Source organism: Neobacillus sp. PS2-9, from assembly GCF_030915525.1.
Classification (GTDB): Bacteria; Bacillota; Bacilli; order Bacillales; family Cytobacillaceae; genus Neobacillus.
Map to the genome: position 1 here is coordinate 3,575,055 of NZ_CP133269.1, position 26,076 is coordinate 3,601,130.

Below are 26,076 nucleotides of genomic sequence, written 5' to 3' on the forward strand. Positions count from 1 at the left end.
TCCTCCTTAAGAGGGAAAGTGTGAAAGCGCCTTGAAAATGGCATATGCCTGTTTCTACGGTGCTTCTATTTGAGAAGTTTTCCTAAATTCGAGTAAAAACTAGAACCGGAGAAAATACTTTACAAAACTGCCCTATCCCAATAATGATCAATTTATAAGTTAATTTTAATAGTATTTTATGTTTAGCCATTTTTTCGAACTTCTGTTGGAAAATGTATAACATATTAGAAATTATTGCAACCTTTTTTAGCTAATTTCTCCATTTAGTCGAAAAAAACCTGCAAAAACACTACTTTTATTCCCAAAATTCCCTTTTAACCTAGAGTTTTATCTTATTTCCTCTAAAATATCCCCTGCACATGTCACAAGTTTTGCCCCTTGTTGGATTAGCTCGTTAGCCCCTGCTGAACATGGATTATAAATACTGCCAGGCAATGAAAATACATCTCGACCTTCATTTACGGCATAATTCGCTGTGATGAGTGATCCGCTTTTTCTTTTTGCTTCTATAATAAAGGTACCTCTAGATAGACCGCTAATAATTCGATTTCGAAATGGAAAATGCCATCGAAGTGGTTTTGTATCTGGGGGATATTCTGAGACAATCAACTGTGTTTTCATCATCTCTAAAGCTAGGTTCATATTTTCTTTAGGGTATATATGATAGATGCCCCCAGCAATAACAGCTATTGTTTTTCCACCATTTTTTATAGCAAATTCATGTGCTAATGCATCAATTCCTTTTGCTAATCCACTTACAATAAGTACGCTATTTTCAATAAGTTGGGGGAAGATGGATTTAATTGCATTCCTACCATATTGAGTAGCCTGACGCGAACCCACTACTGCAAGTTTAGGTTCATGATTTAATAAGGACACATCGCCTTTAGCAAATAGTGCCCATGGAGGCTGATAAATTTCTTTTAAATAATGTGGATATTCTTTATCAAAAATAGTGATAACGGCAATATCATTGGTTTCGTATTGGCGGATTTGGTCATGAATGACTTCGAATGGAAGTGGAAGAATGGTTGATTTAGGAGCAGAATCTTCGCGGGTAAGGGATGGAATATTGAAGCTTTGCTGTGTTGAGTAAGTTGTTTTTCGAGTGAGGTTGTTTAAGGTAGGATCTTTTTTTAAGATTTGTAAAATCGTATTCCACGAGAGATTTGGATAGTGAAGCAAATGAATCAATTTCTCTTTAAAGTCGTCCATTTAATACATACCTCCAATAATTTTTTTATTAAAAGAAGAAATAGTCCCTCATGAGTGAGAGACTATTTCCGTTTAATCTGATGATGTGAAGATTAGTTTTTAATGGGTCTTACACTTTTCGTATAAGCCTTGTTCTTTTAATACTTCGATTAGAGTTTCGCCCATTACGGATGGGGTGTCAGCTACTTTAATGCCACATTCGTTCATAACACGGATTTTTTCGTCAGCTGTACCTTTTCCACCTGAAATAATCGCACCAGCATGGCCCATACGCTTTCCAGGAGGTGCAGTACGTCCGCCAATGAAGCCAACCACAGGTTTTGTCATGTTAGCCTTAACCCATTCAGCCGCTTCTTCTTCTGCCGTACCACCGATTTCACCGATCATGATTACTGCATATGTTTCAGAATCTTCATTAAATGCCTTTAATACATCGATGAAGTCTGTTCCGTTTACAGGGTCGCCACCAATACCCACAGCAGTTGTTTGACCAATTCCTGCTTGCGTTAATTGATGAACAGCCTCGTAAGTTAATGTTCCAGAACGTGAAACAACTCCTACATGTCCTTTAGTATGAATGTAACCAGGCATGATACCAATTTTACATTCATCAGGAGTGATAACACCCGGACAGTTTGGACCTACTAAGCGGGTCTTTTTGCCTTCCATATAACGTTTTACTTTTACCATATCCAATACCGGAATATGTTCCGTAATGCAAATAGCAAGATCTAAATCCGCATCAACTGCTTCGATAATCGCATCGGCTGCAAATGGTGCTGGTACGTAAATAACAGATGCAGTAGCCCCTGTAGCATCAACAGCATCTTTAACTGTGTTAAAAACAGGCACGCCTTCTACTTCCATTCCGCCTTTTCCTGGAGATGTACCACCGACAATCTGTGTACCATATTCAAGCATTTGTTTTGTATGAAAAAGGGCCGTTGAACCAGTAATCCCTTGAACAATAACTTTTGTATCTTTATTAATAAAAACGCTCACGTTAATTCCCCTTTCTTTGATCCTATTTCACTAATGAAACGATTTTTTGTGCGCCATCAGCCATGGATTCAGCAGCAATAATTTCAACGCTTGACTCAGCTAAGATTTTCTTACCTAATTCAACATTTGTTCCTTCTAAGCGAACAACAAGTGGAACACTTAGCCCAACCTGCTTAGCTGCTTCTACTACACCCTCAGCAATAACATCACACTTCATGATTCCACCAAAGATATTAACGAAAATACCTTTTACGTTTGGATCAGAAAGGATAATTTTGAATGCTTCTGTAACCTTTTCAGCTGTCGCACCGCCCCCAACATCAAGGAAGTTAGCAGGATCGCCGCTGTAATGTTTAATGATATCCATCGTGGACATTGCAAGTCCGGCACCGTTAACCATACAGCCGATGTTACCATCTAATGCAACATAGCTTAAATCGTATTTAGATGCTTCGATTTCCTTTGCATCTTCTTCTTCAAGATCACGGTACTCTAGAATGTCTTTCTGACGATATAGAGCATTTGAATCAAAGTTTAATTTAGCATCAAGAGCCATTACTTTACCATCACCTGTAACAACCAGCGGGTTAATTTCTGCAATTGAGCAATCTTTATCGATGTACGCAGTGTATAAAGCTGTCATAAATTTAACAGCCTGATTAATTAATTCTTTTGGAATATTAATATTGAATGCAATTCGACGTGCCTGGTAAGGCTGTAAGCCGACCACTGGATCAATTTCTTCTTTAAAAATTTTCTCTGGAGTCTTTTCAGCAACCTCTTCAATTTCCGTTCCGCCCTCTTCAGAAGCCATTAAAACAACACGTGAAGTAGCACGGTCTAAAACTAGTCCAACATAATATTCTTTTTTGATATCACAGCCTTCTTCAATAAGCAGGCGTTTCACTTCTTTACCTTCAGGTCCTGTTTGGTGTGTTACCAAAGTTTTACCGAGGATTTCGCTTGCATATGTACGAACCTCATCAAGGTTTTTCGCAACTTTAACACCGCCAGCTTTCCCCCGTCCGCCAGCATGAATTTGTGCTTTAACTACACAAACCTGTGTGCCTAATTCTTTTGCAGCTTCCACAGCTTCTTCAACAGTGAATGCCACTTTACCGTTTGGAACCGCAACCCCGTACTTTCTGAGGATCTCTTTCCCTTGATACTCATGGATATTCATTTCCCATCCTCCTATATCATACTCTTCTAAAAATTGACTCCGTTTTCATTTTATATAATGACACATACCTTGTCCACCATTAAGCAAAAAATTATATTCATTTTAAAAAATTCTGAAAAACATTTAAATATCTCTAGTAAACATTAAGAAATTTCAATAGTAAATGTTTCCATATTTATTTTTTAAAATAATAAAAGGTTCTGTTGAACTTGCCTGTTGATTTCCGCTCCAGGCACAAGCGGTTCGTGGGTGTTTCGGCGAGCCTCCTCGGCGAAAAGCGCCTGCGGGGTCTCCCCTGAACCATACTCCCACAGGAGTCTTCGTGCCTTCCGCTCCAATCAACAGGGATAAAAGTCAACAATCTTCTTTAACACAGCCTAATAAAAAAAAACAGGCAGGTGCCTGTTTACTTAAGTTGTGCAAGATAGTCTTTTACTGGCGCAAAGCTTTTTCTATGATACGGTGTAATCCCATGCTGTTGAATAGCTTGAATATGTTCCTTCGTACCATACCCCATATTTTGCTGAAAACCATATGCTGGATAGCTTAACGAAATTTCTTTCATTAACTCATCTCTTGCTACCTTAGCCACGATGGATGCAGCTGCGATCGATATACTTCGAGCATCCCCTTTTATAATTGAATCTGAAGGATATGGAGTTTCTAGCTTCATAGCATCAATTAATAAAAAATCTGGCTTCGGATCTAAACCGGCTACCGCTGCATACATTGCCTTTTTGGTTGCTTCATAGATATTAATTTCATCAATTTCATCCGCACTAATCATTGAAATACTGTATGCCAGCGCTTCACTTCTAATCATTTTATCGTATTCTTGGCGTTTTTTTTCAGAAAGCTTTTTAGAGTCATCAATTCCGGCTAAGAAGAAATTTTCTGGTAGGATAACAGCCGCAGCCACAACGGGTCCAGCCAGCGGTCCCCTTCCAACTTCATCAATTCCTGCAATTAATTGAAACCCTTCCTCTCGATAGTTCCGCTCGAATTGATTCATTTCAATAAATTTTTCCTGGAGCAACCTTTCCTGCTCTTTTTGTCTACGCCACTTTTGAATGCATTGATGAACACCTTTCCGCTCATCTTTCTGAATTTCAATTAAGAATGGATCCTCTTCATTTACAATTGTAGAAAGGTACGCCTCGATTTCGGCAATCGATTGTTTTTTCATCCACTTCACCCAAACTTATTTTTTCTCGAAAAATTAAGGCCCCCTAACGGAGAGCCTTTTTGTTATTCTCTATTTTCTTCTACTTTTAGGAAATCCTTTGGTCGTTCAAGGGTAAGTCGTCCAAATTTTTCAGACCTTATCTCCCTAATCACTAATTCTGCTACTTTATCGTAGTCGACCATACCACCGCCCATTAGACAGCCTCTTAACACACCAATATGGTCAAATAATGCAACAAGGTCTTCTGGTATTTCTGTAAGCTTATACCGCTCTTGTAAGCGTTCTGGATACGCCCGCTCTAAGAACCTAAGAGTATAAACCGTCAAGTCCTGCAGGTTTAATAAAGTGTCTTTAATAGCACCGGTAATTGCCAATTTCATTCCAACCTCTTGGTCTTCAAATTTCGGCCATAAAATACCTGGTGTATCCAGCAGTTCCAATTCTTTCCCTACTTTAATCCACTGTTGAGATTTTGTCACTCCAGGAGTATTTCCTGTCTTAGCTATATTTTTTTTAGCCAGTCGGTTGATGAGTGTAGATTTTCCAGCATTAGGAATACCAACAATCATCGCACGTATCGCTCTCGGTCTTACTCCTTTTGCCCTCATTCGGTCAAATTTCTCTTTAAGGATTTCATTTGCGGCTTGGACAATTTGTTTCATTCCTTCACCGGCTTGGGAATTAATTGCGAGAGCCTTTATTCCCTTCTCTGCGAATGAGGCTATCCATTCCTTCGTCGCTACCGGATCAGCCATGTCAGCCTTATTAAGTAAGACCAGCCTCGGCTTATGTTGGATGATTTCATCAATCATTGGATTTCTTGAAGAATACGGAATTCTTGCATCTACCAATTCAAAGATAATATCAACTAATTTTAACTTTTCTGTGACCTCTCTGCGAGCCTTGGCCATATGACCAGGAAACCATTGGATCGTCAAAGCAGCCACCCCCTAAACTATATCTATTTCACTGTAACAATATGTGCATCATTTAAAGGCCAATACACAATGCTTGTCTTACCAATTACCTTACTTAATGGAACCGACCCAATATGCCTTGAGTCTTTACTGAAGCGTCGATTATCTCCCATAACAAACAATTCCCCTTTTGGAACTGTTTTTTGGCCGACTGGAGTTTCTTCAAGTGTGAACGAGTCCGTTAATGGCCCATCCTGTACTTGTTTCTTATATTCGTCCAAATATGGTTCTTTATACGCTTTTCCATTTACATATAAAGTATCATTCTTATACTCAATTGTATCTCCCGGTAGGCCAATTACACGCTTTATGTAATCTTTCTTCTCTGGGGCATGAAAAACGATGATATCAAATCGCTTGGGTTCCCCAATGTCATAACTAAATTTATTAACAATCATTCGATCCTGATCCTTCAATGTAGGCATCATCGATAGACCATCCACTACAATTGGAGCAAAAAGGAAAAACCTAATTACTGCAGCTAAGGCCACAGCAATTAACAAGGCTTTTGTCCATTCCCATAGCTCATTTTTCTTTTTTGTCATACAATCCCCACCAATCAGTAATAAAAAAATGTTTTATAAAGCCTATTTTACATAACTTAAACATATTTAACACGATGGGATCACAATTTTTATCAAACTTTAATAATTCGTTTATAAATCAGTAACAATTAAGGAAAAATCTGACCAATCATTTACATAGCACCATATGCACCGATTTAATGATTTGTATAAAAAAAGAACTTGCTCACAAGCAAGCTCTTTTCTTTTCTTATTATCGAATCTCTTTAATTCTTGCTTTTTTACCGCGAAGGTTACGCAAGTAGTAAAGCTTAGCACGGCGAACTTTACCGCGGCGAATAACTTCAAGCTTCGCAATTTTTGGTGTGTGTACTGGGAAAGTACGCTCAACGCCTACTCCGTAAGAAACTTTACGAACTGTGAAAGTTTCGCTAATTCCACCACCACGACGCTTAATCACTACACCTTCGAATAACTGAATACGCTCGCGAGTACCCTCGATAACTTTAACGTGTACACGTACAGTATCACCAGGACGGAACGCAGGTAAATCAGAACGAAGTTGTTCTTTTGTGATTTCTTCGATTAATTTATGCATCGTTTTCAACTCCTTCCAACAGATGCTCATGCATATCATTTTCCTTATAGCTTGCAGCGGAACATCGTTATAAGACCGCAATCTGATAGGTATCAGTTTAAGTCACAAGAAGTATCATACCATAATTATTGTATCCTCGCAACACTACTCGTATTCTTTTTTTACTTCGTTTAACCATTTTTCCTGCTGAGGGGTGAGGGCTATTTTCTCAAGTAAATCCGGTCTTCTTAACAGCGTACGTCTTAATGCTTCTTTGTTTCGCCATTCTTCAATTAATTTGTGATTCCCTGATAAAAGTACTTCAGGAACCATTAAACCACGAAAATCAGCCGGCCTGGTATAGTGAGGATGTTCAAGTAGTCCCGTGCTGAAGGAATCCTTCATATGGGATTCTTGATTTCCTAATACTTCAGGTAATAGTCGGACAACACTATCAACTACGACCATTGCCCCGAGCTCGCCCCCAGTTAAAACGTAATCACCAATAGATATTTCATCCGTTACAATATTTTCACGGATTCTCTCATCATAGCCCTCGTAATGGCCACAAATAAAAATCAAATGCTCTTCACAGGCCAATTCCTCTGCTTTTCGCTGGCTATAGCGTTCACCTTGCGGGCAAAGAAGAATCACCCTTGGGCTCTTGCTTTTGGCATTTTCTTTAAGAGCTGAAACAGCATCAAAAATGGGCTGTGGCTTTAACACCATACCAGCTCCGCCGCCATATGGATAATCATCAACCGTCGAGTGCTTGTTATCTGCAAAATCCCGAAAATTTACTACATTGTAGTTAACAGCTGATTTTTCAGTAGCTTTTTGCAGAATGGATTGTCCCAGTACCCCGGTGAACATCTCCGGAAATAAAGTGAGAATATCAATTTGCATCATGAAAGTAGCCCTTCCATTGGATCAATTAATATGACTTTTTCTTTCACATCCACTTTCTTCACGACTTCATGGATATAAGGAATCAAAACGTCTTTCCCGCCTTTTCCTTTCACCACCCACACGTCATTTGCACCTGGAGATAATATTTCAGTTACTTTACCAATTTCTTCTCCTTTGGTCGTTGCTACGAGACAGCCAATAATTTCGTGATAATAAAATTCATCTTCTTCAAGCGTTTCTAGTTGTGATTCTGGCACTTTTAATATCCCATCTCTGAATTTTTCCACTTCATTGATGTTATTGAAGCCTTCAAATGTAAGCAGGTTAAAATTTTTATGGGTCCGGTGGCTTTTCACAGTTAGTTCAATTGGCGTGTTTGAATTAGGCATAAACAAATATAAAACATTGCCCACCTTGTACCGTTTTTCAGGAAAGTCAGTTTTTGAAATTACTCTCACTTCGCCTTTTATCCCCTGAGTATTAACGATCTTCCCAACATTAAACCATTTTTCCATATGTTTCACCTTCTATCTAATTTCCTTGATGGTACCGTCTTTAATGATAATACAAGGTTGTCCAAGCACCTCTTCCCAAGAGTCACCAACATTAACTTCTTTGAGAGCCTGAACTTCCTTCTCTTTTATTTCACTACCTAGTGGTAGGATATGTAATTGTTCCATTTGAAACTCAAGTAGCTTGATTTTTTCCTTCCGCATTTGAATTTCTTTTTGAAAATGTTTTTTTAAAGCTTCCGGGGAAAATGTTTTTGTTTTTTCTAGTCTCTTTAGCTCAAAATGGAGCTGATCGCATTCCTTTTTCAGCTGCAGCATTTTGTCTTGATACTTCTCTGAGAGCTTTTGCCTGCTACTCTCTGTTAAAACTTGCTTAACCACAACAGTTTGAATGATTTGCATAGAATTGCCTCCTTCAAGCTTCGGATGTCCTTAAAGGCGCTTCCGCTTTTCGTGATAGCAAAAAAGGGAGGAATGAATCCCCCCTTTATCTAGATGCAAAAAGCTATTCACCAATTTCTAGAAAAATTTTCTTCTGTTGTGATGATCCTGCTGCATATACAACAGTCCTAATGGCCTTTGCAACACGCCCTTGTTTTCCAATCACTTTTCCCATATCAGTTTTGTTAACAGTAAGCTGATAGGTTACGCGGCTGTCATCTTCCATCACGTCAACTTGGACATCTTCAGGAAAATCTACAAGAGGCTTAACAATCGATTCGATTAATTGTTTCATATTAACCTTCGATTACTTGTTTAATTTTGCATTATGGAATTTCTCCATGATGCCTTGGTTTGAGAAAAGGTTACGAACTGTATCAGATGGTTTCGCACCGTCTTTTAACCATTTAAGAGCTAATTCTTCATTGATTTGAACTGAAGCAGGTTGAACAACCGGATTGTAAGTTCCTACTACTTCAATGTAACGTCCGTCACGAGGAGAACGAGAATCTGCTACAACAATACGATAGAAAGGAGTTTTCTTTGCTCCCATACGCTTTAAACGAATTTTAACTGCCATTTTAAATAAGCACCTCCGAATAGTTTCACACAAGATAGTATAATATCAATTCTTTTATAGTTTGTAAAGTGTTTTTTCTTTACATACATTATTACCATATTTTACATAAATCAAACCTTGAAGTTAGAACAGTGTCTAGCTCCAGTGCCTAGGGGCTCGGGTCAAATAACCTTCGGCATTAAAAGTCAAAAACCGGACTTTTTATGCCGAAGAACATTTGCCTGTCGCCCCTGAACAAGGCACTTCCGCTTTTCGATTTAAAACGGCTTAAACGGGAATTTAAATCCGCCTTTTTTCTTGCCTTTTTGTTGCATGCCTGTCATTTGTTTCATCATTTTTTTCATATCTTCAAATTGCTTTAATAAACGATTTACTTCTGTGACAGGGCGTCCGCTACCTTTAGCAATCCTGCGTTTGCGGTTTGCATTCAGTATTTCCGGGTTGTTCTTTTCTGCTTTAGTCATTGATTGGATAATCGCTTCCACATGGGCAATTTGTTTTTCATCGATCTGAATATTATTCAAACCTTTGATTTTATTTGCACCAGGCATCATTTTAAGCAATTCATCCAAGGGTCCTAGATTTCGAACCTGACCAAGCTGATCCAAGAAATCCTCAAGGGTAAACGAAGCTGTACGCATTTTTTGCTCTAACTCTTTAGCCTTTTGTTCATCGACATTTGCTTGAGCTTTTTCAATCAGCGTCAGTACATCACCCATGCCTAAAATTCTAGAAGCCATCCGTTCTGGATGAAACGGCTCTAAGGCATCCATTTTCTCGCCAAGACCGACAAATTTGATCGGTGTTTGTGTGACAGCACGAATTGAAAGTGCTGCTCCACCCCTCGTGTCACCATCTAGCTTTGTTAAAACAACTCCTGTAAGACCAAGCTGTTCGTTAAAGCTTTGAGCAACATTGACGGCATCTTGACCTGTCATGGCATCAACTACTAAGAAGATTTCATCAGGCTTTGTTAGCTCTTTAATGTCTTTCAGCTCATCCATTAATGCTTCATCAACATGGAGTCGACCTGCAGTATCAATAAGAACGTAATCATGATGTTCTTCTTTCGCTTTTGCAATCGCCTGTCGCGCAATTTCAACTGGACTTACTTGATCGCCAAGTGAAAAAACAGGCATATCCAATTGTTTACCCAGCGTTTGGAGTTGCTTAATTGCCGCAGGCCTGTAAATATCGGCAGCAACGAGCAATGGTTTGCGGTTGTACTTCTTTCGAAGCAAAAGAGCTAGCTTTCCAGAAGTAGTTGTCTTACCCGCACCCTGGAGACCAACCATCATTATGACTGTAGGTGGGCGGTTGGATGAAGCAATCTTACTCTGCTCGCCACCCATTAAAGCCGTCAATTCTTCATTAACGATTTTGATAATCTGTTGACCTGGAGTTAAACTTTTCAGTACTTCCTGTCCAACAGATCGTTCACTTACTTTTTTAACAAAATCTTTAACGACTTTAAAATTTACGTCTGCTTCTAATAATGCAAGACGAACTTCACGCATCATTTCTTTTACATCCGCTTCAGAGACCTTTCCCTTTCCACGGATCTTTTGGATTGTATTCTGCAGTCGGTCGGCTAATCCTTCAAATGCCATGTATGCCGCCTCCTAATCTAATTTCTCAAGCTCAGCAACGGTTTCTAACATTGCTTGCTTTGAAGGGTTCTCTTCATTAAGCAATTCGTTCAGATGTCTAATTAAACTTGCCCGCTCTTGAAATTTTCGGAATAATAGGAGCTTTTCCTCATACTCCTCGAGCATGGCTTCCGTCCGTTTAATATTATCATAAACGGCCTGACGGCTTACGTCATACTCATCGGCAATTTCACCAAGAGAATAATCATCTAAATAATAGAGAGACATATAGCTTTGCTGCTTTGGCGTTAACAACGAATAATAAAAATCATAAAGATAATTCATTCGTGTTGTTTTTTCAAGCATGCCTATCCCTCCAATATCATGTTAAGTGAAAAGCCTTTACAAGAGTAGTTTACACAGTCACGCACTTTCTGTCAAGATAATACCTTTACATCCATTATTCGGTTTGCTCTACCTGATCCGCAAAGAGTCCATACACGTATTTCTCCGCATCAAACTCTTGAAGATCATCCATTTTTTCACCCAGACCGACAAATTTTACAGGAATTTTCAATTCATTACGAATCGCAAGAACAATACCGCCCTTTGCCGTACCGTCTAGCTTAGAAAGAACGATTCCACTTACATTCGTCACTTCTTTAAAGGTCTTTGCCTGGATGAGAGCATTTTGTCCAGTCGTAGCATCGAGAACTAAAATGACTTCATGTGGTGCACCTGGTACTTCCCGTTCAATGACACGCTTCACCTTTTCTAACTCTTTCATTAAGTTTACTTTGTTTTGCAGGCGGCCTGCAGTGTCGCAAAGTAAAATATCTGCCTGACGGGATTTTGCCGCCTGGATGGCATCGTACATAACGGCTGCCGGGTCGGAACCTTCTGCCTGCTTGATGACTTCCACTCCGACTCTATCACCCCATACTTCTAACTGTTCAATCGCACCAGCACGGAAAGTGTCCCCTGCTGCCATTAAAACCTTTTTGCCTTCACTCTTAAATTTATGTCCAAGTTTGCCAATTGTGGTCGTTTTTCCAACACCATTGACCCCGACAAACAAAATAACAGTTAAGCCTTCCTCTTGAATATTTAATTTAGAGGATTGTTCTTCTCCAGAATTATAGATGTCTACTAGCTTTTCAGAAATAACACTCTGAACTTCCTGTGGATCCTGAATATTTCTGCGTTTTACTTCCGTCTTTAATTCTTCAATTAATCGCATTACTGTATCAAAGCCGACATCTGCTTGAATTAATATCTCTTCTAATTCTTCAAAGAAGTCTTCGTCGACTTTTCGATATCTTGCTACAAGGTCGTTTACTTTTCCTGAGAAATTGTCTCTTGTTTTCGTTAAGCCTTCTTTAAACTTTTCGGTTACGGAATCTGTTGATTTCGTAATTTTCTCTTTTAGTTTTTTAAAAAAACTCATTCTACCACTTCCTTTTAAATTAACTTTGTTAAACTGATCTGTTGATTTCCGCTCCAGGCACGAGCGGTTCGTGGGTGTTTCGGCGAGCCTCCTAGGCGAAAAACGCCTGCGGGGTCTCCCCTGAACCATACTCCCACAGGAGTCTTCGCGCCTTCCGCTCCAATCAACAGGTGTGTTAAATCAACATAATGCTTTAATTTAGTCTAAAATTAAGATTCTACGAGTTCCTTTGTTTCTTCTAATCGGACAGATACTAGTTTGGATACGCCTGATTCCTTCATAGTTACTCCATAAAGGACATCTGCTTCTTCCATGGTTCCTTTCCGGTGGGTTATCACGATAAATTGTGTTTCCTTGCTATATTGCTTTAAATATTGGCTAAAACGGTAGACATTGGCTTCATCTAGGGCCGCTTCCACCTCATCAAGGATACAAAATGGAACAGGTCGTACCTTTAAGATAGAAAATAGTAAGGCTATAGCAGTTAATGCACGTTCTCCACCTGAAAGGAGTCCCAAATTCTGCAGCTTCTTCCCAGGAGGTTGAGCAACGATTTCTACCCCGGTATTTAATAAATCTTCGGGTACTGTTAGAACTAAATCCGCTCTTCCTCCACCGAAAAGAGCTCGGAAGGTTGGTTCGAAGTGCTCACGAATTCCATTGAAGGTTTGTTCGAAGCGTTTCTTCATCTCTATATCCATTTCTTCAATCACCTGGTAAAGGGTATCTTTTGCTTCCTGGAGATCGGACTTTTGCTCATTTAAAAACTCATATCGCTCAGATACACGCTCATATTCTTCAATTGCACCAAGATTCACACTTCCTAGTTCTTCAATGGCAAGTTTGATGAGCTTGACCTTTTTCCGTGCTTCCTCAACAGGAATTGTTAATGGATATTGTTCCTTCGCCCCTTCAAATGACAATAAATATTCTTCTCGAAGATGTGTCAGTCGATTTTCAAGCTCGACATCAAGTCGATTGATTTTGACTTCCTCATCCTTTAATACCACGATCATTCCTTTATGAAGTCTTTTCAACTCTTTAGCTTCTAATTCCATGTCTTCAAGAACATCCACTAAGGACAATCGTTCCTGTCTTCTAGCAGTAATAAGCTGTAGTGTGGCTTCTTTGTCTTGCTGCTTCAACTTAGCTGCAGTCTCAAGCTGCTCCTCACCTGATGAACTGTTTGTCATTTCTGAAGACAATAGGCTAAGGTCCTCCGTATAAAGAGCTAGCTTTTTTTCGCTTTCTTCTAAGTCCTCAATCGTAAGCGTAAATCTCTCTTTTATATTCGTAAATTGCTCGTTTTTAGAAGCAAACTCTACCTTTAAATCATTTATTTCATTCGTCAAAGTTTCTTTTGAAGTTAAATCACTGGTTTTTTGTTCTGTTAATTTAACAATTTGGGTATCCAGTTCTGTAACATTTACTTGATAGGTTTCTAGCGCATTAAATAATTCGTCTTTTCGTTTTAGTAAGCCGTTCTTTTCATCAGAAAACTGTCCTTTTTCAAGGTCATATATCGCTAATCGCTCGTTAATATTTTTTACTCCAAGCTCAGCTTCACGCAGTTCTCCCTTTACAGCCTGCTCGTTAAGTCTCAATTCTTCCCCATTTTTCCGAATTTCATCTAGCTGTTGATCAGTCAGTTGAACTTCTTCTTTTAAGGATTTAACCGTTTTTTCTAGACTAGCTGTTTTTTCCTCCATAATAACCAATTTGGCTTTTAAATCTTCTAGTTCACCTTTTCTAGTTAATAGAGAGGATGTCTTTTGTTTAACCGCACCACCCGTCATGGAACCACCAGGATTAACAATATCCCCCTCAAGCGTGACCAAACGACAGCGGTACTGAAGGATTTTTGCCAATTCATTGGCACCCTTCAGGTCTTTTGTAATCACAACATTACCTAATAAGTTATTCATTACCTCAGCATACCTTGATTCAAATTTAACAATGCTGACAGCAGTTCCAATCAAGGATGGATGATTTTGAATGGACGATAATTGTGCAGCGGATAAAGGCCTGCCTTTAATAACGCTAAGCGGTAAGAAGGTTGCTCGTCCATAAGAATGTTGTTTTAAATATTGGATCGCTGTCCGTGCATTTTGCTCGGTATCAACAACTATATGCTGAAGGGCACCTCCAAAAGCTGTTTCGAGTGCTGTTTCATATTCTTTTGGAACGGTAACTAATTCTGCTACTGCGCCTTCAATTCCCTTTAGCTTATGATCCCTTGCCTTTAGAACCTCTTTAACCCCTTGGAAGAACCCGGAATAATCTTCTTCCATTTCTTCGAGCATTTCTTTTCTTGATTTTGCCTGTTGAAGCAGCTGATAGGCTTGATACAGCATCTTTTCTTGTTTTTCATAATTATTTTTTACCGTTTCAAGCTTTCGCTGTTGATCGCGAAATGCTACCACTTGGTCTGCTAATTGTTTTTGAAAATCTGCTAATAAAGATTGAATTTGCTCCATCTTGGATTGAGCAATTTGTCGTTCTTGAATGTATTTCGTATTCTCTGAATCAAGACGCGAGCTTTTTCTCTCTTGTTGCTCCAATTGCTGGTCAATATATTTCAATTCATTTTTAGCACCAGCCTGCTGATTGAGTAGCTCAATATATTCACTTTTTAAGCTATCAATTTTTTCTTCTATATTTTCGGTGAAAAGTTGTAGCTTTTCTTGTTTTTCCTTTAGTTCGGCCTGTAATGAATGAACCTGTTCACCTAGTTCTTTAACTGACTCTGCCTGCATGTCCCTATTTTTTTGAAGCTGGCTGATTTTTTCTGTCAACTCAGTGATATTCGTTTTCAGCTGTTCCTTGTTATGAGCAGCATTCTTTTTCCGTTCCTTCAATACTTCTTTACGACCTTCGAGCTTTTCAAGTTCTTCACTTGCATGAAGTAAAACATTTTGCAGGTCTGTAATCGATTCGTCTAATGCAGAAATTCGGTCTCTTGTTTCAACTATTTTAGCTTCTTTGACCTGCAAATCTGATGATAGCTTTAACTCTTCCTGCTGATGTTCTTCTAGTTGTTTAGAAAGGTTTTCCCATTTCTGGTGTAGATCTTCAATTTCAAACACAGTTAATGCTACTTCTATTTTTTCTAGTTCTTCTTTTTTCTCCAGAAAATCCTTAGCCATCGATGCTTGAATTTTAAGCGGCTCTACCTGACTTTCCAGTTCGTGTAAAATATCATTCACTCGGTTTAAATTATCCTGTGTTTCAAATAATTTTACCTCTGCTTTTTTCTTGCGGTTTTTGTATTTTAAAACACCAGCTGCTTCTTCGAAGATAGTTCTGCGATCCTCAGCTTTACTGTTTAATATTTCTTCTACTTTTCCTTGACTAATGATGGAAAAGGCTTCTCTGCCAAGACCTGAATCCATAAACAAATCGATAATATCCTTCAACCTGCAGGGCTGTTTGTTAATGTAAAATTCACTTTCGCCTGAACGTGAGACACGTCTGGTCACACTTACTTCATTGTAATCTAACCCGATTCCTTGGTCTTGATTATCCAATGTCAGTGATACCTCAGCGAAATTCAGCGCTTTTCTAGTATCACTGCCGGCAAAAATGATATCTTCCATTTTACTTCCTCGTAAAGATTTAGCGGACTGTTCACCTAGGACCCAGCGGATCGCATCAGTTATATTACTTTTGCCACTCCCATTGGGACCCACTACAGCAGTAACCCCAGGAACAAAATCAACTCCAATGCGGTCTGCGAACGATTTAAATCCAATGATGTCCAACCGTTTTAAAAACATTTCATTATCCTCCCCATGCAACCCGGGATTTCTCCTGCAAACATTTTGACATTTCTAGGTTGTTTTCGCTTTTAATACGTCCAGTGCCATTTGGGCGGCATGCTGTTCGGCTTCTTTTTTCGATTTCCCAGTTCCTACTCCCAGTTCATCTCCATTTAAGGACACTTTGGAAACAAACTCCTTGTTATGTGCTGGACCTTTTTCTAATAAGACTTTGTATTCTAATGTACCTGTCCCATCTCTTTGGATGAGTTCTTGTAATTGACTTTTAAAATCCATCACATGAGAAAAAGCACCAGCATTTATTTTAGGAAAAACGATCAATTCAAGGAATTCAATGACTTTATCAATTCCTTGATCTAAATAGAGAGCTCCTATGAACGCCTCAAACACATCCGCTAATAAAGCAGGGCGTTCTCTTCCGCCTGTCATTTCTTCCCCTTTTCCCAACAAAATGAGATTACCAAACTTAAGCTCATTAGCAAAAGAAACGAGTGATGGCTCACACACAATGGCTGCTCTTAGTTTCGTTAATTCTCCTTCTGTCATGGTAGGATATTTCTTAAAAAGAAATTGAGAAACAGTTAGCTCCAGTACAGCATCTCCTAAAAATTCAAGTCTTTCATTATCCTCGAAAGGCTTTCTGCGATGCTCATTCACATAGGATGAATGAGTAAAAGCTTGCTTTAGTAATTTTTCATTTTCAATAGTAATTCCAATTGTCGTTTGAAAATCCTTAAATTGATTTTCCTTTGCGCGATTGTTCAACTCTTTTTCTTTACCGTTTTTGCGCATAAAGTCTCCACCTTGCATTTAGTTTACAGACATTGCCTATTATGAGTTTAAAAAAATTTCTTTGAAAACGCAAAGAAACTTGGCAGATAGTTTACTCTACCAAGTTCTATCATACAGAATAAAGCTCCGTTTGAAAACGGAGCTTTGTGAATAAAATCTAACGAGATTACTTACTGCTATTTATGTAATTAACAGCATCACCAACAGTGCTGATTTTTTCAGCATCATCGTCAGAAATTTCCATATCGAACTCATCTTCCAATTCCATTACTAGTTCAACTACGTCAAGGGAATCAGCGCCAAGATCATCTTTAAAAGAAGCTTCAAGCTTTACTTGAGACTCATCAACACCTAAGCGGTCAACGATGATTTTTGTAACACGTTCTAATACCTCTGCCATGCTCGTTCACCTCCCCTCAAGCTATTATAGTGTATTTCAATAAAATAATAAATGTTGTTTTTGATTAAAATTAGATTACTGTTCAGAAACAGTAATTCACTTCATTACATTACCATACCGCCATTTACATGGAAGGTTTGGCCTGTAATATACGATGAGTCATCAGAAGCTATGAAAGCAGTGATTTTAGCGATATCCTTAGCTTCTCCTAATCTTGCTAACGGAATCTGTTTTAACATTTCCGCTTTTACTTCCTCAGATAATTTATCTGTCATATCAGTAGTAATAAACCCTGGAGCAACTGCATTCACTGTAATATTACGTGACGCTAATTCCTTAGCAGTTGTTTTTGTTAAGCCAATAACTCCCGCTTTTGCAGCTACATAGTTAGCTTGCCCTGGATTCCCACTTACACCAACAACGGAAGCAATATTAATGATGCGGCCCACTCGTTGTTTCATCATTTGTCTTGTTACCGCTTTTGTACAAAGGAATACACCTTTAAGGTTAGTATTAATTACATCATCCCATTCTTCTTCTTTCATTCGCATTAAAAGGTTGTCCCTTGTAATACCCGCGTTATTTATGAGGATGTCTAGTTTACCAAAGCGGTCAATCGATGCTTTAACCATTTCAGTCACTTCTACTGTATTTGAAACATCACATTTTATCGCCACAGCATCTCTGCCGAGGGCTTTAATTTCATCAACTACTTCATTTGCTTTTGCTTCGCTACCAGAAAAATTTACTGCAACATTTGCTCCTTGTCTTGCCAGCTCAAGAGCAATTTCCCTGCCGATTCCTCTTGATGCTCCGGTAACAAGCGCTGCCTTCCCTGCTAAACTCATAGTTTTTCCTCCTTTAAGGCTTCCATTACTGCCATTGCACTTTCCTCATCAGTTACTGCGTATGTCTTAACTGTTTTATCAATTTTTTTGATTAATCCTGACAGAACTTTTCCAGGACCAATCTCGATGAAAGTATCGACTCCAAGGTCAATCATTTTAGTAACGGAATCCTCCCATTGTACTGGGGAATATAACTGCTCGATTAACTTATCCTTTATTTCAGAAGCATTACTAACAGGTTGAGCTGTAACATTTATGACAACCGGTATTTCAGCATCCTTCATCTCCATCCCATCTAGCACTTCACGCAACTGTTCTGCAGCTGGTTTCATTAATGATGAATGGAAAGGTCCGCTTACCTCTAAAGGAAGGACTCTTTTGGCGCCGGCTTCTTTCGCTTTCACACCTGCTCGTTCTACCCCTTCTCGTGAACCAGAAATGACAATTTGTCCGGGACAGTTTAAATTAGCTAAAGAAACCGGAAAGCCCTCTTCACTTACTGCTTTTGTTACGTCTGAAAGAGGGTCACGATCTAGGCCAAGCACCGCAGCCATAGAACCTTCGCCATTCGGTACAGCATGATCCATAAATTCTCCACGTTTCCTAACGGCAAATACACCTTCTTCAAAGCTTAATACACCTGCCGCTACTAATGCCGTGTACTCTCCTAAGCTATGTCCAGCAACAAAGTCCGCTTGGATTCCAGATTTTCGAAAAAAGTTTAAAATGGCCATACTTGTTGTTAACAATGCAGGCTGGGTATTATAGGTTTTGGTCAATTCTTCTTTCGGACCCTCAAAAATAAGCTGGCTGAGTTTGGTATCTAGTGTTTTATCTGCTTTTTCAAAATATCCCATTACCTCGGAGTATTTTTCAGCCAGTTCTTTCCCCATTCCTACTGTCTGTGACCCTTGTCCAGGAAACACAAATGCTACCTTACTCATATCGACACTCCTTTTAACATTCTATTTTGTAGTATTGTCCGCTTCAACCGTGTGCTTAATTAAGCCAACTACATCATTACTAACCATTTCTCTCGTTTGACGGATCGCACTAAAAATCGATTGAGCATTAGAAGAACCATGTGCTTTAATAACGGGTGCTTTTAATCCAAACAACCCAGCACCGCCATACTCGGAATAATCCATTGTATTTTTTAAAGTCATAAGATTAGGCTTTAGCACCGCAGCCGCTAGTTTACTTGTAAAACTACTCATAAGAGCCGTTTTTAACATTTTAAACATGGAAAGAGCAGTACCTTCAAGGGTTTTTAATACCATATTGCCCGTAAATCCATCGGTTACGACTACATCGGCTACCCCTTCAAGCAAATCTCTTGCTTCAACATTGCCAACAAAATTTAAATCTGCATTTTTTAAAAGGTCAAAAGCCTGCCTAGTCAGCTCATTCCCTTTCTTTTCTTCAGTACCAATATTTAAAAGACCGACTCTAGGTTTTTCAATTCCTCTTACTTTTTGGCTGTATATAGAGCCCATGATGGCATTTTGAAGCAAATGCTCGGGCTTGGCATCTGCGTTTGCCCCGACATCTAAGAGCAGGAAGCCCTCTCCACCAATCGTTGGCAGTGTAGGCGCTAAGGCCGGACGGTCAATACCTTCAATTCTACCGACAACAAAAAGGCCCGCTGCCATTAATGCACCTGTATTGCCTGCTGAAATGCAAGCATCGGCTGCTCCGTCAGCTACCTGCTGGGCAGCTAACACCATGGAAGCAGTCTTTTTTCGACGAACCGCTCTAACTGGTTCATCCGTTCCTAGAATCACTTCAGTCGTATGTAAAATAGAAATTCGGTCATGACTAGTAAGGGTTTCTTTAATTCTATTTTCATCCCCTACTAGGGTGATATGTATATCAGAATATGTTTCAACTGCTTTCAGTGCACCTAAGACAATCTCTTTTGGGGCATTGTCGCCACCCATAGCATCAATTGCTAATTTCATTTTTCTCATCCTTTAACCATTTTTCGAACGGTACATTTCAAATTTTCCGGTAAATACGAGCTCATTATTCACAAAACTAGTTACTTCAACAAAAGTTCTGTCAACCTTCTCATCTATTTTTGTCACTTTTGCTTTCGCTATTACTCGTTCATTTAATTTTACCGACCGCTTAAATTGAATATTTGCTTTTGCTGTTAGCGCTAATTCATCATTAATTACTGCAACTGCAAGAGAATTGGCCTGTGCAAAAACATGATGTCCCCGAGCAATATTATTGCGCTTGAAGACATGTTCTTCTTTTACATCAAAAATAGAGATCGCACTTTGATCTAAGTCTATATCAATGATTTCACCGATAACTTCTTCAAGTGGTAATGAGCGCACTTCGTCTTCAAATCGTTTCTCAGCGACTGTTTTAATCCGCTCACGCAATTCGGGAATGGACAATTCAAGACGGTCTAGACGAATCGTTTGTACACTCACTTGAAAATTTTCAGCTAAATCCTCATCGGTAATAAAGGGATTATCTTTTATAGTGGTCGTCAACAAGTGTTGACGTTCTTTTTTACTTCTTCTCATTATTTTTCACACCGTCCGAGATCTTATGACTAGGTACTAATAGTAGTATAAAATTTGAAAAAGCAGATTGCAAGATTAATTTTCATCCTACATATCTGCTTTCTTTGTTTCAGAAGTCTTCGGGCCTACCGATTCACTCAACATAATACCAAGTTTTAATCTAGCTTTTCGCCTTCTAACACTCCTGATTCTTCTAGTTTTTTTCTTAGGTATTCATAGTCTGGCTCGTTCCAAAATACCTCTGATTGGATCAGCATTGCAGCATCATTTCGTGCTGTTTCGAGGGCTCTGTAATCATGAACCATGTCAGCTACTTTAAATTCAGGCACACCGCTTTGTTTTCGACCAAAGAAGTCACCAGGTCCTCTTAATTCAAGATCCTTTTCACTAAGTACAAACCCATCAGTTGTCTCTGTCATGATTCTCATTCTCTCTTGACCAACCTCTGACTTTGGATTGGCAAGTAAAATACAATACGATTGATCACTACCACGCCCCACACGCCCGCGAAGCTGGTGGAGCTGAGACAACCCAAATCTTTCTGCATCATAAATAACCATCATCGTTGCATTCGGTACATTTACCCCTACTTCCACCACAGTAGTTGAAACGAGTACCTGTACTTCGTTCATACTAAAAGCCTTCATAACAGAATCCTTTTCTTCTGAACTCAAGCGTCCATGCATAAGCCCCACTTTATAACGGTCCTTAAAATAGTGGTTTAAAGTAGTATGCACATCAATTGCATTTTGAACATCAAGCTTGTCAGATTCCTCAATTAACGGGCATATAACATAGGCTTGATGTCCCTTCCTTAATTCTTTTTCGACAAAGGAAAGTACACGCTCTAGCATTTCTGGCTTTGCCCAGTAGGTTTCAATCGCCTTTCTTCCCGCTGGCATCTCATCAATAATGGAAACATCCATTTCACCAAAGACCGTAATCGCTAATGTCCGAGGAATCGGAGTGGCTGTCATAAAAAGTACATCAGGATTCTCTCCTTTTTCCCTTAATACTCTTCGCTGCTCCACCCCGAAACGATGCTGTTCATCGGTAATAACAAAACCAAGCTTCTTAAAGATCACCTCATCTTGAATCAGGGCATGTGTACCAATTAATATATCTACTTTTCCTTCTGCTAATTCTTGCAGGATTTCCCTCCTGCGTTTTCCTTTAACGGAGCTTGTTAATAGCTCGCATTTCACCTTAAACGGTTCAAGTAAATTCTTTAATGATTCTGCATGCTGTTCAGCTAAGATTTCAGTTGGGACCATAAGCGCCCCTTGATAACCAGCTGTTACACTGGCATATAAACCAATCGCAGCAACCACTGTCTTACCAGACCCAACATCTCCCTGTAAAAGGCGGTTCATGCGGAGTTTAGATTTTAACTCCGACAACACTTCATTAACCACTCGTTTTTGAGCATTTGTTAATGGAAAAGGAAGACCTTCAATAAAATCCTTTACTTTAGTTAAATCATAGTTTTGTTCTACTCCTGGAGAATGCTCTCTCTCAAATTTCCTCAATGCCTGCATTTTTAATTGAAATAAGAGGAACTCTTCATAAACAAAACGACGTCTTGCCTGCTTCACTTCCTCCGGGCTATCAGGGAAATGCATGACTCTCAATGCTTCTTGCCTGCCCAAGAGACGATATTTTTTTACAAAAGCAGTCGGAAGAGTTTCCTCAAGATCACCCCCGTATTGATGGAAGGCCAGGTGAATAAATTTCCGCATTCCCTTAATTGTTAACTTCCCTCGTAATGAGTAAACGGGCTCAAAGTCTTTGGATTTTGCATTTGGTCCTGCCTGCATCTCATTGGCTGTTATGGTTTGCCGATGTGCATCCCATTTTCCCGTTACAGTTATGGTTTCATTCATCATAATTTTATTTTTTAAATAGGGCTGATTAAAAAAAACTACTTTAATTAAGTACGATCCAACAAAAAGACGGAACGTTAATTTGGATTTCTTCCTGCCATAATAGACAAGAGAAGGCTCGCTATGAACCTTCCCTTCAACCGTTACTTTCTCATCATGCTGTACTTCCGTCAGTTCTTTTAACGAATAATCTTCATAACGATATGGAAAATACTCCAGTAAATCTTGAATCGTAAAAATCTTCATTTCTGAGAATATCTCAGCAGTTTCTTCACCAATTCCCTTTAAGACTGTAATTGATTGGTTAAGATTTGGATTCACTATCTTTGAGCGGTATACCGAAAATCTTCGCTTCGAGTCTTCGACCTGTCGGTGTAGCCGCCAACCCTCCCTGCGCAGTTTCTTTTAGTGCTGTAGGCATCGATTGACCAATTTTATACATGGCGTCAATGACCTCATCACATGGAATACGACTTGTAATGCCTGCTAACGCCATATCAGCTGCAACCATCGCATTTGCAGCACCCATCGCATTTCGTTTCACACACGGAACCTCTACAAGCCCTGCAACTGGGTCACAAACTAAACCAAGCATGTTCTTTAGTGTAATGGCCATCGCTTCTGCGCACTGCTCCGGGGTACCGCCTGCCAGTTCAACAATTGCAGCCGCAGCCATTCCAGCAGCTGACCCAACTTCCGCCTGACAGCCTCCAGCAGCACCTGAGATAGAAGCATTATTTGCAACAACAAAACCAAATGCCCCTGCAGTAAATAGAAAGGAAATCATTTGCTCCCGAGTTGGCTTAAGCTTCCTTTGAACAGCAAATAAGGTTCCTGGAACTACACCAGCAGAACCTGCCGTTGGTGTAGCACAGATGGTTCCCATTGCTGCATTCACTTCATTCGTAGCGACAGCTTTACTTACTGCATCAAGAATCGTTTCTCCTGATAAGAAATTACCCTTTTCAATATACTTTTGTAAAAGAACTGCATCGCCTCCGGTTAATCCAGAATGAGAGGAAACTCCTTTTATCCCTCTTTCAACAGCTTCTTCCATCACTTTTAGATTTCGGTCCATAAATGCAAAGACTTCTTCTCTTGTTCGCCCTGTAACGGAAACTTCCTGTTCTATCATAATTTCTGAGATTTTTTTATTTTGACTATTGGCAAGTTCGACTAATTCAGCAACATTACGAAACACATATCTTCCTCCCTCTAGTTGTTAATCTACAATTTTGGTCACTTTTAAAATATTTGGAAGTTTTTCAAGCTCTAGTAAAATGCTATCATCCATATTTTGATCCACTTCAATAGTCATCAGTGCCAGTTTCCCTTTTTCTTTTCGGGCTACCTCCATGTGACCAATATTTATTTCATATTTAGCAAGAGTGTTGGAAACAGCAGCTATGGCTCCAAAACGGTCGTTATGAACAACAAGAATAGCAGGATGGTTCCCTGATAACTTTAGTTCAAAGCCATTAAGCTCAGTAATCTCAATTTTCCCACCGCCTATTGAGATTCCTACTAACTCTAGTTCCCCATCATGATCGCCAATGAAGATTCTAGCTGTATTGGGATGATCTGTCACAGCATCTTCTTCTATAAAACGTAATTTCATGCCACTAGCTTCTGCGATATCAATCGCATTTATAATTCTTTTATCATCTGTGTCAAAATCTAATAATCCACCAACAATGGCTACATCTGTTCCATGACCCTTATACGTTTTTGCAAAGGACCCATACAATGAGATATTTGCCCATTTGGGTTCTCTGCCAAATAAACTTCTTGCCACACGACCTATTCTCGCGGCCCCTGCCGTATGTGAACTGGATGGGCCTATCATAACCGGACCAATAATGTCGAACACACTTCTATACTTCACATGCATTCTCTCCCTTTGCCTTAATCTATCTCTAAACATTATTCTTATATTTATTAAACGACACTTATATCAAAAAAAAATAGAAGGGTAACCCCTTCTATTTTAGCCGTTCCTTATTCAATTGAAAAGATAAAAGAATATAATGGCTGACCACCATTATGTACTTCTATTTCAACATCAGCAAAGTTTTCTTCCACAAATTGTGTAAGACTGGTTACTTCTTCCTCTGTAACATCCTCACCGAAGATAATGGTTAAGATTTCTGAATCTTCGTCTAACATCTGAGAAAGCAGTTCTTTCGCTGCGTTTTCTTTGTCTTTGTTTTTAATAACAATTTTCCCCTCAGAGATGCCCATGAAATCATCTTTTTCAATTTCTAAGCCATCAATTTGCGTGTCACGAACGGCGAACGTAATTTGTCCCGTCTTAACATGCTGTAGGGCGTCCATCATTGCAGACTCATTAGCCTTCACATCTGTTGAAGGATTGAAAGCTAACAATGCTGATAGTCCTTGAGGAACCGTTTTTGACGGGATGACATAAATTTCTTCGTCTGAAACATCAGCTGCCTGCTGAGCGGCCATGATAATATTTTTGTTATTCGGTAAGATAAATACCTTTTTTGCATTAACTTCTTTAACGGCTTTAACGATATCTTCCGTGCTCGGATTCATCGTCTGCCCGCCTTCAATGACAGCATGCGCACCAATACTCTTAAATAATTCCGCAATTCCTGAACCCATCGAAACAGTAACTATTCCGTATTCTTGAAGTTCTTTTGGAGCTTTAGGAAGCTCGGAATCTTTTGCTGTATGGGATTCACCTACAATATTAGAATGCTGCTGACGCATGTTTTCTATTTTCATGTTAATTAAATTTCCATACTTTTGTCCGTAGGTTAATACTTCACCAGGCTGCTCAGAATGAATATGCACTTTTACTACATCTTCATCAGCAATCACCAACAAAGAATCACCTAACTTACTTAGATCGTTACGGAAATCGCCTTCATCAAATGGATGCTTAGTCACCTTATCAGCTTCAAACCTTACCATGAATTCTGTACAATATCCAAATTCAATATCCGCTGTATTCATATGACTCTGGACACTTTTATGATGCTCAGCATTAACCATTTCGTTCATTGAAGGAGTAATAGGAGATTCAGGAAGCTCTTCACCCTTTAAAACTGCAAGGAAGCCTTCGTAAACGAAAACAAGTCCTTGTCCGCCACTATCTACCACACCTACTTCTTTTAATACGGGTAGTAAATCAGGCGTACGCTTTAATGAAGCCTTTGCTTCTTTCACCACTTCTTCCATGATCATAATAATATCATTGGATTTTTGGGCAACTTGCACACCCTTCTTAGCCGAATCCTTCGCAACTGTTAGGATCGTTCCTTCTACAGGCTTCATTACCGCTTTATAAGCTGTTTCTACGCCTGCGTCTAATGCTTGCGCAAAATCTTTCGCGGAAATCTCAGCTTTCGATTCAACCGCTTTAGAAAAGCCGCGGAATAATTGGGAAAGAATAACTCCTGAATTTCCACGTGCTCCCATTAGCAACCCTTTTGAAAGGGAAACTCCAACTTTACCAATATGTTCCTGAACATTATTTCTTACTTCCTTCGCCCCGGAGGTCATTGATAAGTTCATATTTGTTCCAGTATCACCGTCGGGCACAGGAAAAACGTTCAAAGCATCAACCATTTTAGCATTTGCTGCCAAATGATTTGCACCTTGAATTACCATTTCGGCAAAACGTTTTCCATCTAATGCTGTTATTGACACAAAATTTTCCTCCT

General features: G+C 39.3%; 26 protein-coding genes. All 26 read right to left on the reverse strand.

The genetic code is table 11. The annotated features are described in order from the left end of the window. Nucleotides 1-327: 327 nt before the first annotated feature. Nucleotides 328-1,215 (reverse strand): DNA-processing protein DprA, encoded by an 888-nt coding sequence (gene dprA, locus RCG25_RS17945; RefSeq protein ID WP_308080188.1) that lies wholly within the window; start codon nucleotides 1,213-1,215, stop codon nucleotides 328-330. A gap of 99 nt (nucleotides 1,216-1,314) precedes the next feature. Continuing rightward, nucleotides 1,315-2,217 carry a succinate--CoA ligase subunit alpha gene (gene sucD / locus RCG25_RS17950; protein ID WP_308080189.1) on the reverse strand — a complete coding sequence of 301 codons (903 nt, stop codon included), beginning with the start codon at nucleotides 2,215-2,217 and terminating at the stop codon, nucleotides 1,315-1,317. A 22-nt stretch (nucleotides 2,218-2,239) separates the two neighbouring features. Beyond that, nucleotides 2,240-3,400, reverse strand: a complete 1,161-nt coding sequence (gene sucC / locus RCG25_RS17955; RefSeq protein WP_308080190.1) for an ADP-forming succinate--CoA ligase subunit beta — start codon at nucleotides 3,398-3,400, stop codon at nucleotides 2,240-2,242. A 406-nt stretch (nucleotides 3,401-3,806) separates the two neighbouring features. Then, complete coding sequence (locus RCG25_RS17960) at nucleotides 3,807-4,586, reverse strand: ribonuclease HII (protein WP_308080191.1); 780 nt, start codon at nucleotides 4,584-4,586, stop codon at nucleotides 3,807-3,809. A gap of 62 nt (nucleotides 4,587-4,648) precedes the next feature. Further along, nucleotides 4,649-5,524, reverse strand: a complete 876-nt coding sequence (gene ylqF / locus RCG25_RS17965; RefSeq protein ID WP_308080192.1) for a ribosome biogenesis GTPase YlqF — start codon at nucleotides 5,522-5,524, stop codon at nucleotides 4,649-4,651. A gap of 23 nt (nucleotides 5,525-5,547) precedes the next feature. After that, nucleotides 5,548-6,108, reverse strand: coding sequence for a signal peptidase I (gene lepB / locus RCG25_RS17970; protein WP_308080193.1), 561 nt, complete (start codon nucleotides 6,106-6,108; stop codon nucleotides 5,548-5,550). 232 nt (nucleotides 6,109-6,340) lie between these two features. Then, the gene (gene rplS, locus RCG25_RS17975; protein WP_235743156.1) at nucleotides 6,341-6,685 is read right to left on the reverse strand and encodes a 50S ribosomal protein L19; all 345 of its coding nucleotides are present in this window, start codon (nucleotides 6,683-6,685) and stop codon (nucleotides 6,341-6,343) included. Nucleotides 6,686-6,829: 144 nt separating this feature from the next. Beyond that, entirely contained in the window at nucleotides 6,830-7,573 is a 744-nt protein-coding gene (gene trmD, locus RCG25_RS17980) for a tRNA (guanosine(37)-N1)-methyltransferase TrmD (RefSeq protein WP_308080194.1), read from the reverse strand. Beyond that, a complete protein-coding gene (rimM, locus tag RCG25_RS17985; protein ID WP_308080195.1) occupies nucleotides 7,570-8,088 on the reverse strand; it encodes a ribosome maturation factor RimM in 519 nt (172 codons plus the stop codon). Before rimM ends, trmD begins: the two co-directional genes overlap by 4 nt. A gap of 12 nt (nucleotides 8,089-8,100) precedes the next feature. Then, nucleotides 8,101-8,487, reverse strand: a complete 387-nt coding sequence (locus tag RCG25_RS17990; RefSeq protein ID WP_308080196.1) for a YlqD family protein — start codon at nucleotides 8,485-8,487, stop codon at nucleotides 8,101-8,103. Nucleotides 8,488-8,590: 103 nt separating this feature from the next. Continuing rightward, the gene (locus tag RCG25_RS17995; RefSeq protein WP_308080197.1) at nucleotides 8,591-8,821 is read right to left on the reverse strand and encodes a KH domain-containing protein; all 231 of its coding nucleotides are present in this window, start codon (nucleotides 8,819-8,821) and stop codon (nucleotides 8,591-8,593) included. 12 nt (nucleotides 8,822-8,833) lie between these two features. Continuing rightward, nucleotides 8,834-9,106 (reverse strand): 30S ribosomal protein S16, encoded by a 273-nt coding sequence (rpsP, locus tag RCG25_RS18000; protein WP_308080198.1) that lies wholly within the window; start codon nucleotides 9,104-9,106, stop codon nucleotides 8,834-8,836. A gap of 257 nt (nucleotides 9,107-9,363) precedes the next feature. Then, nucleotides 9,364-10,716: a signal recognition particle protein gene (gene ffh, locus RCG25_RS18005; RefSeq protein ID WP_308080199.1), complete on the reverse strand. Its 1,353-nt coding sequence runs from the start codon at nucleotides 10,714-10,716 to the stop codon at nucleotides 9,364-9,366. A gap of 12 nt (nucleotides 10,717-10,728) precedes the next feature. Then, nucleotides 10,729-11,061 carry a putative DNA-binding protein gene (locus RCG25_RS18010; RefSeq protein ID WP_308080200.1) on the reverse strand — a complete coding sequence of 111 codons (333 nt, stop codon included), beginning with the start codon at nucleotides 11,059-11,061 and terminating at the stop codon, nucleotides 10,729-10,731. 94 nt (nucleotides 11,062-11,155) lie between these two features. Further along, a complete protein-coding gene (ftsY, locus tag RCG25_RS18015) occupies nucleotides 11,156-12,142 on the reverse strand; it encodes a signal recognition particle-docking protein FtsY (RefSeq protein WP_308080201.1) in 987 nt (328 codons plus the stop codon). A 209-nt stretch (nucleotides 12,143-12,351) separates the two neighbouring features. Beyond that, nucleotides 12,352-15,918 carry a chromosome segregation protein SMC gene (gene smc / locus RCG25_RS18020; RefSeq protein WP_308080202.1) on the reverse strand — a complete coding sequence of 1,189 codons (3,567 nt, stop codon included), beginning with the start codon at nucleotides 15,916-15,918 and terminating at the stop codon, nucleotides 12,352-12,354. A gap of 54 nt (nucleotides 15,919-15,972) precedes the next feature. Continuing rightward, on the reverse strand, nucleotides 15,973-16,713 hold the full coding sequence (gene rnc, locus RCG25_RS18025) for a ribonuclease III (RefSeq protein ID WP_308080203.1): 741 nt from the start codon (nucleotides 16,711-16,713) through the stop codon (nucleotides 15,973-15,975). A gap of 166 nt (nucleotides 16,714-16,879) precedes the next feature. Then, nucleotides 16,880-17,113, reverse strand: coding sequence for an acyl carrier protein (gene acpP, locus RCG25_RS18030; protein ID WP_098528750.1), 234 nt, complete (start codon nucleotides 17,111-17,113; stop codon nucleotides 16,880-16,882). A gap of 104 nt (nucleotides 17,114-17,217) precedes the next feature. Continuing rightward, nucleotides 17,218-17,961 carry a 3-oxoacyl-[acyl-carrier-protein] reductase gene (gene fabG, locus RCG25_RS18035; RefSeq protein ID WP_308080204.1) on the reverse strand — a complete coding sequence of 248 codons (744 nt, stop codon included), beginning with the start codon at nucleotides 17,959-17,961 and terminating at the stop codon, nucleotides 17,218-17,220. Next, on the reverse strand, nucleotides 17,958-18,905 hold the full coding sequence (gene fabD / locus RCG25_RS18040; RefSeq protein ID WP_308080205.1) for an ACP S-malonyltransferase: 948 nt from the start codon (nucleotides 18,903-18,905) through the stop codon (nucleotides 17,958-17,960). Before fabD ends, fabG begins: the two co-directional genes overlap by 4 nt. 21 nt (nucleotides 18,906-18,926) lie before the next feature. Beyond that, nucleotides 18,927-19,922, reverse strand: a complete 996-nt coding sequence (gene plsX / locus RCG25_RS18045; RefSeq protein ID WP_308080206.1) for a phosphate acyltransferase PlsX — start codon at nucleotides 19,920-19,922, stop codon at nucleotides 18,927-18,929. Nucleotides 19,923-19,934: 12 nt separating this feature from the next. Next, nucleotides 19,935-20,501 (reverse strand): transcription factor FapR, encoded by a 567-nt coding sequence (fapR, locus tag RCG25_RS18050; protein WP_308080207.1) that lies wholly within the window; start codon nucleotides 20,499-20,501, stop codon nucleotides 19,935-19,937. 155 nt (nucleotides 20,502-20,656) lie between these two features. After that, complete coding sequence (recG, locus tag RCG25_RS18055) at nucleotides 20,657-22,705, reverse strand: ATP-dependent DNA helicase RecG (protein ID WP_308080208.1); 2,049 nt, start codon at nucleotides 22,703-22,705, stop codon at nucleotides 20,657-20,659. Further along, entirely contained in the window at nucleotides 22,689-23,585 is an 897-nt protein-coding gene (gene sdaAA / locus RCG25_RS18060; protein ID WP_308080209.1) for an L-serine ammonia-lyase, iron-sulfur-dependent, subunit alpha, read from the reverse strand. The genes recG and sdaAA overlap by 17 nt, the downstream gene beginning before the upstream one ends. A 21-nt stretch (nucleotides 23,586-23,606) precedes the next feature. Further along, nucleotides 23,607-24,269: an L-serine ammonia-lyase, iron-sulfur-dependent subunit beta gene (sdaAB, locus tag RCG25_RS18065; RefSeq protein ID WP_308080210.1), complete on the reverse strand. Its 663-nt coding sequence runs from the start codon at nucleotides 24,267-24,269 to the stop codon at nucleotides 23,607-23,609. Between the two features lie 113 nt (nucleotides 24,270-24,382). Further along, nucleotides 24,383-26,062, reverse strand: a complete 1,680-nt coding sequence (locus tag RCG25_RS18070; RefSeq protein WP_308080211.1) for a DAK2 domain-containing protein — start codon at nucleotides 26,060-26,062, stop codon at nucleotides 24,383-24,385. Nucleotides 26,063-26,076: the final 14 nt, after the last annotated feature.